Annotated in this window: 13 protein-coding genes; 10 read left to right on the top strand and 3 right to left on the bottom strand. The window is 56.7% G+C overall.

Features of this window, described 5'->3' with window-relative positions; all coding sequences use genetic code 11:
* The first annotated feature begins 406 nt into the window (after window positions 1-406).
* From Q0908_RS02630 to Q0908_RS02600, 7 genes are all read left to right on the top strand, one after another.
* On the top strand, window positions 407-718 hold the full coding sequence (locus Q0908_RS02630; RefSeq protein WP_299280870.1) for a hypothetical protein: 312 nt from the start codon (window positions 407-409) through the stop codon (window positions 716-718).
* The gene (locus Q0908_RS02625; RefSeq protein ID WP_299280869.1) at window positions 715-1068 is read left to right on the top strand and encodes a hypothetical protein; all 354 of its coding nucleotides are present in this window, start codon (window positions 715-717) and stop codon (window positions 1066-1068) included. The genes Q0908_RS02630 and Q0908_RS02625 overlap by 4 nt, the downstream gene beginning before the upstream one ends.
* A gap of 82 nt (window positions 1069-1150) precedes the next feature.
* Window positions 1151-1897: a hypothetical protein gene (locus tag Q0908_RS02620; RefSeq protein WP_299280868.1), complete on the top strand. Its 747-nt coding sequence runs from the start codon at window positions 1151-1153 to the stop codon at window positions 1895-1897.
* Between the two features lie 83 nt (window positions 1898-1980).
* Window positions 1981-3180: a DUF1611 domain-containing protein gene (locus Q0908_RS02615; RefSeq protein ID WP_299280867.1), complete on the top strand. Its 1200-nt coding sequence runs from the start codon at window positions 1981-1983 to the stop codon at window positions 3178-3180.
* Complete coding sequence (locus Q0908_RS02610; RefSeq protein WP_299280866.1) at window positions 3177-4298, top strand: alanine racemase; 1122 nt, start codon at window positions 3177-3179, stop codon at window positions 4296-4298. Before Q0908_RS02615 ends, Q0908_RS02610 begins: the two co-directional genes overlap by 4 nt.
* A gap of 52 nt (window positions 4299-4350) precedes the next feature.
* Window positions 4351-4569: a hypothetical protein gene (locus Q0908_RS02605; protein ID WP_299280865.1), complete on the top strand. Its 219-nt coding sequence runs from the start codon at window positions 4351-4353 to the stop codon at window positions 4567-4569.
* 50 nt (window positions 4570-4619) lie between these two features.
* Window positions 4620-4901: a hypothetical protein gene (locus Q0908_RS02600; protein WP_299280864.1), complete on the top strand. Its 282-nt coding sequence runs from the start codon at window positions 4620-4622 to the stop codon at window positions 4899-4901.
* Window positions 4902-5216: 315 nt separating this feature from the next.
* Here Q0908_RS02600 and Q0908_RS02595 read toward each other — a convergent pair whose 3' ends face one another.
* Complete coding sequence (locus tag Q0908_RS02595) at window positions 5217-6185, bottom strand: DUF808 domain-containing protein (RefSeq protein WP_299280863.1); 969 nt, start codon at window positions 6183-6185, stop codon at window positions 5217-5219.
* 205 nt (window positions 6186-6390) lie between these two features.
* Here Q0908_RS02595 and gap (Q0908_RS02590) point away from each other — a divergent pair, with 205 nt between their 5' ends.
* From gap (Q0908_RS02590) to gap (Q0908_RS02580), 3 genes are all read left to right on the top strand, one after another.
* A complete protein-coding gene (gene gap / locus Q0908_RS02590) occupies window positions 6391-7392 on the top strand; it encodes a type I glyceraldehyde-3-phosphate dehydrogenase (protein ID WP_299280862.1) in 1002 nt (333 codons plus the stop codon).
* Between the two features lie 78 nt (window positions 7393-7470).
* Window positions 7471-7614: a hypothetical protein gene (locus Q0908_RS02585; protein ID WP_299153585.1), complete on the top strand. Its 144-nt coding sequence runs from the start codon at window positions 7471-7473 to the stop codon at window positions 7612-7614.
* A 128-nt stretch (window positions 7615-7742) separates the two neighbouring features.
* Window positions 7743-8747: a type I glyceraldehyde-3-phosphate dehydrogenase gene (gene gap, locus Q0908_RS02580; protein WP_299280861.1), complete on the top strand. Its 1005-nt coding sequence runs from the start codon at window positions 7743-7745 to the stop codon at window positions 8745-8747.
* Window positions 8748-8911: 164 nt separating this feature from the next.
* Here the strand turns inward: gap (Q0908_RS02580) and Q0908_RS02575 are convergent, their stop codons facing one another.
* Window positions 8912-9706, bottom strand: coding sequence for a hypothetical protein (locus Q0908_RS02575; protein ID WP_299280860.1), 795 nt, complete (start codon window positions 9704-9706; stop codon window positions 8912-8914).
* Between the two features lie 157 nt (window positions 9707-9863).
* Entirely contained in the window at window positions 9864-11558 is a 1695-nt protein-coding gene (locus Q0908_RS02570) for a BCCT family transporter (RefSeq protein ID WP_299280859.1), read from the bottom strand.
* Between the last annotated feature and the right edge of the window lie 251 nt (window positions 11559-11809).

The raw sequence follows: 11809 nt of genomic DNA, 5'->3' as shown, positions 1-11809 counted from the left end.
TATGCTAACCGGTCAGAAGAGGACCAAAACCTGAACAGAGCTAACTTATAAACACGGACTCTCAGGGGAGCAGGTCACGCCCTCTCTACCAATCTTCTGTGACGCAGCAGGTGTCAGCTTCTGAACGGGCGAATCGAGAGAATGACATAACTGGAGAAGGCTCTTCCGATGCACACGCTGGAGGCTTGCTAACCTTGACCTCTTTGTGGGCATGGGTGGTCTGAGAAAAAGAGCCAGAGTCACCAACGTTGTATTTCCGACGCCAAGAGACTATATGAGAGATACGAAAATTGCGGTTCTCTGCGGCATAGGCGCATCAGCCTGCCAGAGCGGGCCACAATCATCCATCATGAAAATTAAGCTGTCACGTCCTGTAGCAGGGATCTGATGTTTGGGAAGGTTGCCGATGTTATCGCGCACGACCACGTCAGTTGTGACATTTCTTCATCCGTTTGTGGTCGCGGGCTACACTAATGAACTGCCTGCGGGCGAATACGAAGTGTTGGCAGACGACGAAGTCATGCAGTGCCACAGCTTTGCTGCGTACCGACGGACCGCGACGTTTCTATTGATCAATTTGCACGCAGGAAAGTCAGAGCTACGCGCAGTGGATCACCGAGACCTGGAGTTGGCTCTGGCGCAGGATCAGGCCAACGCAAACACGAACGTAATCAAAAATAGTGCGGCGGCGCTTTCTCCGTCAGAGGATCAAAAATGACATTTCCAGAATGGACGAAACCCGGTGTTTACGGCGCCTTGGTTGGCGCAGTTGCTGTCTCTATTCTTGGCTTCACTTGGGGCGGCTGGACAACTGCAGGCAGTGCAGACGAGATGGCCCAAAGCTTTGCGGCAGAGGAAGTCACATTGGCGATGGTGCCAGTTTGCCTAAATCTGTCAGAAGCAGATACAGAACGCGCCGCAAAACTAGCGACACTTCAAGAAGCTTCAAGCTTTCAGCGACGCAAAGCCATGATGGAAACCGGCTGGGCCACATTGCCGGGCACTGATACCCCAAGCCGGGATCTGGCAGCCGCGTGTCTTGCGGGGCTTGAGTTAGATGGAGCGTAAATCACAGTTAACGGAGCCTCGACCCCCGCAATCTATCACTGCCCATATCCCAGCGGACACACCAAAATTCGTGGCCCTATTTATGGGTTCGATTATTGCACTCCTGCTGTTTGCACTACCAGCATTTGCCCAAACCGCCACTCAGCCCATGCCTGAGAACGCCAGTGCGAAAAGTTACGGTGATGGGTGGGAATGTAACATTGGATTCCGGCTGAACGAAAATGCCTGCGTCGCTGTGATTGTGCCGCAAAACGCATACGACACGAACCGGTCCTACGGTTCCGGTTGGGAATGTCTGCATGGGTTTCGCAGGACCGACGAAACTGCATGTGTTGCAATAGAGGTGCCTGAGGGTGGGTTTTTGGATCCGTCAGGTGAGCGGTGGCGGTGTTTGCGCGGCTTCATCAAGGTTGATGACACATGTCAGGAGATCGTCCTGCCAGCGAATGCATATTTGGCAGATGCCTCATATGGCTCGACGTGGACGTGCGAACGTGGGTCCGAAGAAACTGGCGACCTGTGTACTGCCATTGCGGTTCCGGCCAACGCCTATCTAAATGGATCAGGATACGGCCAGCCTTGGACATGTGAGCGCGGCTTCTTTGAACAGGACGGTCTGTGCGCAGCCGTCGCGATCCCCGCAAATGCATATTTCGACGACGCAACCTACGGCACAGGGTGGAAGTGCGAACGTGGATACGAAGCCTCAGGCGAGGCATGCGAATTCATAAACGTTCCCGAAAACGCGCATCTGGACAGGTCGGGCAACCGTTGGGAGTGCAACAAAAATTTCCAAAAATCAAAGGGGCTGTGCGTGCTTAACAATTAGGCGCAAAGCACGGCAACACGGACTTCAAAATGCGCAGGTGAGGACAGTTATGTCCTCCGTGCCAACACAAAAAGGGAACTACAATGGAAACCAAATCTGAAACTGTCGACACCATCCGCCGTCCCGTCAGAGGCGCGCAAGCGCCACCAATGACCCACAGCGAACCCAAACATGCGACTTCAATCAGGCCGGTCACAGCGCCACCAACTGCAGTCGTCTATTGCGAAGGGAACTTCGCGCAAATCGATGGCAAGACTGCGAATGGCCTCGTGCGCCATTCGGAGGCGTATCGGATCCTTTCTGTCATCGACAGCACCTATGGCGGACAAGACAGCGGATCTGTTCTCGACGATGCAGTGAACCACATACCGATCTTTGGTGATCTGGATGCTGCGGTTGCACATCAAGCTGTCATTCCCGATACGATGATCTATGGGATGGCCCCCTCGACAGGGCGTCTTTCACCTGCGGACCGGGGCGTTGTTCTGAAAGCAATTGAGCTTGGTATGAACATCGTGAGCGGGCTGCATGAGTATCTGAGCGACGACCATCAGATAGCCACCGCCGCATCCGAACGGAATGTCACGATTCGGGACATCCGCAAGCCGAAACCCAGCAAAGACATGCGCCTGTTCGATGGCAGTGTCAGTGATGTCAAAGCTCTGCGCATAGCAGTTCTTGGGACAGATTGTGCCATAGGCAAGCGCACAACGGCGACCGTTTTGGCACGCGCCCTGAATGCAAAGGGCATCAAGACGGTGCTTGTCGGCACGGGCCAGACCGGCCTGATGCAAGGCGCAAAGTACGGGATCGCAATGGATGCCGTGCCGCCCCAGTTCTGCTGTGGCGAGCTTGAAGGCGCGATTGTTGCGGCTTCTGAAGTTGAACAACCCGATGTTATTTTGATCGAAGGTCAGGGCGCACTGAGCCATCCCACATTCTGCACATCTGCGTTTATCCTGCGTGGTAGCCAGCCAGATGCTGTCATCCTCCAGCACGCCCCCAAACGTGCACATCGCTGCGATTTCCCTAGCATGTCAATGCCCGCCCCATCGAGTGAGATTGCGTTGATCGAAGCCTTTGCAGATACAAAGGTCATCGGTGTCACGCTCAATCATGAGGGGATGTCTGACGCCGAAATAACCGACACCATCGCGGCGCAATCACAGAAACTCGGGTTGCCTGTCACCGATGCATTGGCCCGACCGGCTGCCCATTTGCTTGCGATGGTGGTGGCCGCATACCCCGGTTTGACGCAAAGGCCAATCATGGCCGCGATATGAACTGCCCGCGCATCGAAGTGGATTTGAGCAAGATACGTCGCAACACACAAACCGTCGCTCGGCGGTTGGGTCCGCGTGAAATTGGAGTCACAGGCGTTACCAAGGCTGTCTGCGGGCATCCTGCGATCGCTCAGGCTATGCTGGACGGGGGGGCCTTTGGGCTCGCGGATGCACGTATCAACAACGTGCAGAGGCTACGTCAAGCAGGCATCACCTGCCCGGTCACGCTGATCCGAACGCCGATGTTAAGTCAGGTCGATGAGGTCGTTCAGCTCTGTGAAGCGAGCTATAACACAGAGATTGCTGTCATTGCGGCCTTGGCGTCTGCCGCCATCCGCAAAGATAAGGTTCACGGTATCATACTGATGGTCGAGATGGGCGATCAGCGCGACGGGATATTACCCGAGAACTTGGCTGACATTGCGCGACAGGTCATGAAAATGCCTGGCGCCGTATTGAAAGGCATTGGCGCAAACTTTGCCTGTCTGAGCAGGATCGCCCCCACTGCGTCTCAAATGGCCTCTCTTTACGACCTCGCGAACGAAATTGAGGGCGTGTGTGGCCCATTCTTGAAAACCGTGTCCGGTGGCAACTCTGCAAACTTGCCTTGGGCACTTGGAAGTCAAGATACTGGCCGTATCAACGACCTAAGACTGGGGGAGGCAATTCTTCTGGGTGTTGAACCAGTGTCTGGCGACCGGATCGGAGGAATGCACACGGACGCCTTCACCCTTATCGCCGAAGTTATCGAAACGGGTGAGAAGCCTGCGCCTTTCCCCATTGCCTTGGTCGATCCAACTTTGGCAAAACTTCGCATCGTGCCAACCAATGGTGTCTCCACGCGTCTTATCCTCGCGATGGGACATCAGGACACGGACGTTCTGGGGCTTTCAATGCCTGAAGGGTGCATAATGATCGGCGCAACCAGCGATCATCTCCTCATTGGGGCGAACCGATCCACGCTGAGGTTGGGATCCGAAGTGAGGTTTCAGATGAATTACAAGGCGCTGATGCATGCAATGGCCGCACCCGACATCGAAGTGAAACCACTCTATGATCTGCCCGTAAAACAACCGCGACAAATCCAGGGCAAGTCCGAACATCTTACGCTGGTTTGAAAAAGCTCGCCTAGACGAACGAACCTCAAATCAAAAAAAAGGAGACCGAAAATTGGTGAAGCTCACAAAAAAGAATGTGTTTAAAGCGTATGACGCTAAGCCAGAGACCCCAATGGACAAGACGACGCGTGTTGTCAGGAAGATGGTTGATGAAGACGCGGAAGAACGACAAGCTAAAATTACCCGACTTCGCAACGCCCGCCTCGACAGAGAAGCGAACACACCACCAGAAACCAAGGCCACAGCAGCGCGCAAAAAACGCCGATCTTAGGCCGCTCCCAAACTTCCCAATCACCCCTCGCTCCCTCTAAGGATAAATCCATGACAAGCTCAGAGCAGACCGCAGAGAAAATTCACTATATCTGCCAGACATATGTAGAAACGAAGGCTGGGCGTGATGGACATGCTGGCCTAAAAATTGCCAAGCAATACGAATATTCCACAGCGTCGGAGGCACAAAACAGAGCCGAACGAGAAGCTGTATCCGAAGATTGCGCGGGAGCCGACGCCTACATGGTAATTGAGGACCCAAACAGCGGAGAAGTTGGAACGCCAAGTTTCCTTATTAGGCTGGGCAATGTTCCGGAATTTGACGATTTCTAGAATTCTAAGAATAGCTATGTCTTGCCCGAAGGCCGTCTTCCACGATCCAGATAGCTTGAATCAGACAAGCGGTGATTGTTGTAAATACAGTGAATTCACACTTCCTCCCGCGCGTCGATATTTCTAATACCGCGCAGCGAATGCGCGGTCTGAATTTGACATCATAGAGCCAGGTTAAATGGCCGCATCGGCGACGTGGTCTGCAACGCAGCGATAAACATGCCGCAAGCGCGAAGCGATGCTGCGTCAGCGAAGATCAAAAAACGAATGGCGGCAAAGTCCCGCAGAGCGGACATAGAAGCGCCCCCCTCCCCCTCAAACAGCGTCCGGCGCGAATTTGCGCCACACCGGCGTGATCACCTTCTCCCCCACCGGGATCAGCACGAACCCCAAGGCCAGTCCCAGCACGCCGTCAATCGCCGCCTTCGTGAACCACGCCACGGTGCCTGACGCATCGCCCACGGCCCCCGCCACCGCCTTGCCCGCGCCATAGATCACGTCCTCCGGCCCGTGCCAGCCCATCTCGGCCAGCCCGTGTACGATGATCGACCCGCCGACCCAGAGCATCGCGGCGGTGCCCACGATGGTAAGCAGCTTCATGAAGCCCGGCATGACCTTGACGATCCCCCGCCCGATCGCGCGTGTCACACCCAGACGGCCCCTGTTGGACATCGCAAGGCCCACATCGTCCGCCTTCACGATCAGCGCGACCGAGCCATAAACGGCCACGGTGATCATGATGGCGACGGCGGCCAGTGTCGCGGCCTCCATCCAGAAATTGCTTTCGGGGATCGCGGCAAGCGAGATGGTCATGATCTCGGCAGACAGGATAAAGTCGGTCTTGATCGCACCCTTGGCTTTTTCTTCCTCCAGATGGGCGGGGTCTTCGACGGTGTTTTCCTTGCCCTCGTAATCCTCGTGGCCATGGCCCCAGCCCAGCACATGGGCGACCTTTTCGGCCCCTTCAAAACACAGATACCCACCCCCCAGCATAAGCAGCGGCGGAATGGCCCAGGGCGCAAAGGCCGACAGCGCAAGACCGGCGGGCAGCAGGTAGACCAGCTTGTTGATCATCGACCCCTTGGCGATGCGCCAGATGATCGGCAATTCGCGGTCGGCGGCAAAGCCTTGCACGTATTTGGGGGTCACGGCGGCATCGTCAATCACGGCCCCTGCCGCTTTTGATCCGGCCTTGACCGCCTGGCTGACCACATCATCGACACTGGCCGCCGCGATCTTGGCGATTCCCGCCACATCATCCAAAAGTGCCAAAAGACCGCTCATACCGTCCGCTCCGATTGTGTGCCTGTCTGTGTTAGCGCCCGACAGGCCGAAAAGTTCCACCACGTGTTAGCGCCAACTGTATACCATTGAACACCTTTATCGCTAACACTTTGTTTTTCCGCCTCTTTCAGGGTTCTCAGACCACAGTGCTAGGGCTAAGAGTTTCGCAATACTTAACGCGGCACGGCATGAAGGACCACGTTTTATGACAATCAAAGTTGGCATCAACGGGTTCGGACGCATTGGACGCTGCACCCTGTCCCACATCGTCACCTCCATGCGCAACGACATCGACGTGGTGGCGGTGAACGCGACGGGGCCGCTGGAAACGGCGGCCCATCTGATGAAATATGACAGCATCCATGGCCGGTTCCCGAACGATATTACGGTCGCGAACAACACGATGGATCTGGGGCGCGGACCGATCCGGATGATGTCGACCTACGACATGAGCAGCCTCGATTGGGAGGGTGTCGATGTGGTGCTGGAATGCACCGGGAAGTTCAATGACGGGCACAAGGCCGCCGTCCACATGGACCGTGGCGCGGGCAAGGTGCTGCTGTCGGCCCCGGGCAAGAACGTGGACAAGACCATCGTGTTCGGGGTCAATGACGACCTGCTGGCGGCCAATGACCGGATGATTTCGAACGGGTCTTGCACCACCAATTGTCTGGCCCCGCTGGCATCGGTGCTGGACGCGGCAATCGGGATCGAACGCGGGGTAATGACGACCATCCACAGCTATACCGGCGACCAGCCAACGCTGGATCGCCGCCACGACGATTTGTACCGGGCGCGCGCTGCGGCGATGGCGATGATCCCGACCTCGACCGGGGCCGCCAAGGCGCTCGGCGAGGTGTTGCCAAATCTCGCGGGCAAGCTGGATGGCACATCCATGCGAGTGCCGACCCCCAATGTCTCGGCGGTGGATCTGACCTTCGAGGCAGGGCGCGATGTGACCGTCGAAGAGGTGAACGCCGTCATGGCAGAGGCCGCGCGCGGGCCCATGGGCCGGGTGCTGGCCTATGATGATGAGGCAAAGGTGTCGATTGATTTCAACCATACCGAACACTCCTCCATCTTTGCGCCCGAGCAGACCAAGGTGGTCGGCAACCGCTTGGTACGGGTGCTGGCCTGGTATGACAATGAATGGGCGTTTTCGGCCCGTATGGCGGATGTGGCCGTTGCGATGGGCCGGCTGAACTAAGCGCGCACACCGCTTGCAAGGATGGGGCGGTGCTGTCACAACGGCGCTGCCTTTTTCGTTTCAGGACCGCAGCCCGCCATGACCAACCGCATCGCATTTTTCCTTGGGTTGATCATCGTGATCGCAATTGTCGTCGACGTGACACTGTACGGGAACGAACATCTTATTTTCCTTGCCAAAAAGCTGGCTGAACTGCTGGAATGGATGGCCTTCTGGCGCTGAGCATACGGGCGGCGATCCGCCCTGCCCGGTTGACACTCCCGCTTAAATCGCGTTGTTAGCGATAACGGCATACAGCGCCATGCGCGGCGTGCCCGACTTGCATTCTGACACCAGATACGGGGGCTATCATGGCCATCAAAGTTGCGATTAACGGATTTGGCCGCATTGGCCGCAATGTGCTGCGCGCGATCATCGAAAGCGGGCGAACGGATATCGAGGTCGTGGCGATCAACGATCTGGGTCCGGTCGAAACCAATGCACATCTGCTGCAATACGACAGCGTCCACGGCCGCTTTCCGGTGCAGGTGAAAACCGGTGCCGACAGCATTGACGTGGGCACCGGCCCGATCAAGGTCTCTGCCGAGCGCAACCCCGCCGACCTGCCTTGGGGCCACGTGGATATCGTGCTGGAATGCACTGGTATCTTCACGTCCAAAGACGCCTGCCAGGCGCATCTGGAAAACGGGTCGAGCCGGGTTCTGATCTCGGCCCCCGGCACAAATGCAGACAAAACAATTGTCTACGGCGTGAACCACGGTCAGCTTTCGGGCGATGATGTGATCGTATCCAACGCCTCCTGCACGACCAACTGCCTGACACCCGTAGCCAAGGTGCTGCACGATCAGTTCGGGATCAAGCGCGGTTTCATGACCACGGTGCACAGCTATACCGGCGACCAGCCGACGCTCGATACGATGCACAAGGACCTCTACCGCGCGCGCGCGGCAGCCTTGTCGATGATCCCGACCTCGACCGGCGCGGCCAAGGCCGTCGGCCTCGTGATGCCCGAGTTGAACGGCAAGCTCGACGGCGTTGCGATCCGCGTGCCTACACCCAACGTATCCTGCGTGGACCTCACCGTCGAAGTCGATAGCGACGTCACAGCCGAGCAGATCAACGCCGCAATGTCCGAGGCTGCGGCTGACGGCCCGTTGAAAGGCGTGCTCGGGGTGACGGATGCCAAGCTCGTGTCGATGGACTTCAACCACGACCCCCACTCGTCGATCTTTGCCACCGACCAGACCAAGGTGATGGACGGCAACATGGTGCGGATCCTGTCGTGGTATGACAACGAATGGGGCTTTTCGAACCGCATGGGCGACACGGCGGTCGAGATGGGCAAGTATTTGTAAGCCGCTTCGGCAGTTTAGAAATTTGGGAGGGCATCGCTTTGGCGGTGCCTTTTTTTGTTCGGTTTGCGTTTGGTGCGAAGGTCAGCAATGAGCCCAAAATGCATGATGCTGCGCTGTGCTCGAACGGCGGCTTTCGAGAGTCGAGAAACAAATAGCGGATGTTCTTAGGGGTGCTGCCCAACCCACCCACAATGGGCGCAAACAACTGTAGATTTGAAGTTGGTGAAGAGACCATCTGTAATGGAATCGAGTGAGCCAAGCTGTTTTCTTAACGCTGAAATTCGTGAGGGTTCAGTCCGGGGTTTGGCGATACTATCGGCGTGCTTAAACTCCCTTTTGTTGTAGTCATCCAGCCAGTCAGCACCCACACCAAAGACATCATCGTTTTTGTAGATGCCCATTTCCGCGTCAAGCAGCCACCATTCATGGTCGCCATCACAAGTAGGACACTCGAAACCACCATTTTCTCCGGCTGTGAGCCACGTTGCGAAGTCGACCTCCCCTTCAGCGGCGGCCAATCCAGATGCGAAGTAGTGTGACGGATCGGCCTTGTAAGCTTCGATGGATAAAGCACCTACTTGCGGAAGGCTTCTCTCGAACTCTTCTGCTGCAGCTTGGCCAACCGGTGTTTTCAGCCATGCATTGTCGTGTGTGCAAGAAACGCCAGAGTAGTCGGTATGGGCAGGTTGCTGTCCTGCCAAGGCTAAACCGCCCATTAGATTTGCGATCATAAGACGTGGTTTGCCTGTCAAGTTCTCGGCAAGACGCAACAGGTGTGGGATGGCTAGATAGCTGGCGGGATAGGTTGTTCCTTGATGCAGTAAGGCTGAGAAAAAAAGATAGTCAGCGGCCTCGTCGCTCCACTCTTTTTCTAGTTCTGCCAAAAGCACATTAGCACCAACACCATAGCAGTGCGGAGCCGCGTCCCAAACAGGGTCATCATACGGAAATGGCGTCATTTCAAGCGTTCACCGAAGAAGCCAATCAACTCGAAAAACAGTCATTCGCGCAGACGCAGCGAAAGTCAACTTCGTCCGCAAACCAGAGATCCAACCCCCACCAACAAAAAGCCCCCGCACTTCCGTGCGGAGGCCTCTTCCTTTTTCTAAGACCGACCTACTCGGCAGGCGACAAACCGTTTCCGGTCGCACCCTCGATCTCGGAATGGACCGACGGCACGCCTGCCGCTTCACGGCGGCTGTCATTGTAGATCGCCTTGATCAGTGCGATGCACATCAACACCATCACCACCGAGAACGGCAGCGCGCCGATGACCATCGCGGTCTGGATCGCCGATGTGCCGCCTGACAACAGCAGCCCCCCAACAACAAGGCCAAGCGCGATACCCCAGAACATGATATGTGGGCGCGCCTTGGGACCTTCGTCGCCGGCTGCATTGATGGTGTTCACGATCAACACCGCGGAGTCCGCAGAGGTCACAAGGAACGTCATCAGCAGCACAACGATCAAAAGCGCCATACCCCAGGCCAGGGCCTGCGCGACGGGGGCGAGCATGAATTCGGTCATGGCAAAGATCTTGTCGCCATTGGCCGCATCAAAGATGACACCATTGGCCCCGCCGTTCAACTCAAGATCGATGGCCGTGCCGCCTGCCCAGGCGAACCAGACAAAGCACATCAGCGCAGGCACGATCATCGCACCCAACACGAACTCACGGATGCTGCGCCCGCGCGAAATGCGCGCAAGGAACAGGCCCACAAATGGTGCAAAGGCAATCCACCAAGCCCAGTAGAACACAGGCCACCAGCCCTGCCATTGAGTGAGCAGGAAGGCTTCGGACCCTTCAACACCGTCGGAGGTGAAGACGTTGAAGCTCATCGCTGGCAGTGCGACCAGATAGTCCCAGATGCCCACCACCATTGCAGTGGCCCCGAACCATGTGGCCCCAAAGATGATGAAGAACCCAAGCAGGAAGATCGACAACACCATGTTGATGTTGGAGAGCCACTTGATGCCCTTCCCCACACCGGACAATGCCGAAAGCGTCGAGGCCCCCATGATCGCGAGCAAGGCGACCACGATGCCCACAAAGGTGGCCCCGCCATCTTCGTTCATCAAACCGCCGATGCCGATCCGGGTCAGACCCGCAACGAACTGCTCAACCCCGAACCCGAGGGTTTGGGCGACGCCAAGAATGGTCGCAACCACAGCAACAATGTCGATGACATGGCCAAGCTTGCCCGAGAGCGACGACCCAAAAAGCGGGGTCAGGGCCGAGCGGATGGTCAGCGGCAAACCACGGCGATAGCTGAAGAACGCCAGCGACAGGCCAGCAACCGCGTAGCAGGCCCAAGCACCAAGACCCCAATGCAGGAACGACCACTTATAGGCCATACGCACGTTATCTGCGGCCCCGCCGGTCGTGATCCCTTGAATGGTTTCGGGGTTTGACCCGAAATGCGCCACAGGCTCGGCCACGGCCCAGGTCAACATGCCCACACCGATCCCCGCACCGAACATCATCGAAAACCAAGAGAAGTTGGTGAATTCCGGCTTCTCGCCCGGCTGCCCAAGGTTCAACCTGCCCGCCGCTGGCCACAGGGCAAGGCCCAGACACACGATGATAAAGAATGCGACGACCCAGATATACCAAGCCGCAAAGTTCGACAGAATGACGGAGTTGAGATCGCCAAGCACACGGCCCGACTGTGTCGGCCAAAAGATGCACCAGACGACAAGCACCGAAATGATCATCTTGCTGACCACGGTGACGTCGACGCTGAACCCCCGATAAAAACCGCTGCTCGCGGTCTTAATCGGTAGCTCCGTCAATGGAGGTTGAATGGACATGGCTTCCTTCCTGTTTTTCATTTTTTTGTAAGGCACAGGAAACCACGGCGCGCCCGATACGCGAAATGTTAATTCCGGGTTTTACCGCCGAAAACGTCATTCAGGTGGTCGTTTTGCGCGTATTGGTGAAAATCACCGTCAATTCTTCACCTTTCGGCAGGTTAACGCGCATTCGCTACTGAAGGTGTCGGGGCCTTGACACAGGCCCAAATGTATCAGGATTTTGCCATCCTCGCAGACCGGCATGGTTC

It is taken from the genome of uncultured Tateyamaria sp., from assembly GCF_947494755.1.
Taxonomy (GTDB): Bacteria; Pseudomonadota; Alphaproteobacteria; order Rhodobacterales; family Rhodobacteraceae; genus Tateyamaria.
The sequence above is the reverse complement of the archived record's forward strand: the minus strand, read 5'-3'. Positions and strand labels throughout refer to the sequence as shown.

Excerpts from the sequence above, each read along its gene's own strand:
- gap (WP_299280861.1), top strand. The coding sequence starts at position 7,743 with ATGGCCATCAAAGTTGCGATTAACGGATTTGGCCGCATTGGCCGCAAT.
- Q0908_RS02625 (WP_299280869.1), top strand. The coding sequence starts at position 715 with ATGACATTTCCAGAATGGACGAAACCCGGTGTTTACGGCGCCTTGGTT.
- Q0908_RS02615 (WP_299280867.1), top strand. The coding sequence starts at position 1,981 with ATGGAAACCAAATCTGAAACTGTCGACACCATCCGCCGTCCCGTCAGA.
- Q0908_RS02610 (WP_299280866.1), top strand. The coding sequence starts at position 3,177 with ATGAACTGCCCGCGCATCGAAGTGGATTTGAGCAAGATACGTCGCAAC.
- Q0908_RS02570 (WP_299280859.1), bottom strand. The coding sequence starts at position 11,558 with ATGTCCATTCAACCTCCATTGACGGAGCTACCGATTAAGACCGCGAGC.
- Q0908_RS02585 (WP_299153585.1), top strand. The coding sequence starts at position 7,471 with ATGACCAACCGCATCGCATTTTTCCTTGGGTTGATCATCGTGATCGCA.
- Q0908_RS02575 (WP_299280860.1), bottom strand. The coding sequence starts at position 9,706 with ATGACGCCATTTCCGTATGATGACCCTGTTTGGGACGCGGCTCCGCAC.
- Q0908_RS02630 (WP_299280870.1), top strand. The coding sequence starts at position 407 with ATGTTATCGCGCACGACCACGTCAGTTGTGACATTTCTTCATCCGTTT.
- Q0908_RS02600 (WP_299280864.1), top strand. The coding sequence starts at position 4,620 with ATGACAAGCTCAGAGCAGACCGCAGAGAAAATTCACTATATCTGCCAG.
- Q0908_RS02620 (WP_299280868.1), top strand. The coding sequence starts at position 1,151 with ATGGGTTCGATTATTGCACTCCTGCTGTTTGCACTACCAGCATTTGCC.
- Q0908_RS02595 (WP_299280863.1), bottom strand. The coding sequence starts at position 6,185 with ATGAGCGGTCTTTTGGCACTTTTGGATGATGTGGCGGGAATCGCCAAG.
- gap (WP_299280862.1), top strand. The coding sequence starts at position 6,391 with ATGACAATCAAAGTTGGCATCAACGGGTTCGGACGCATTGGACGCTGC.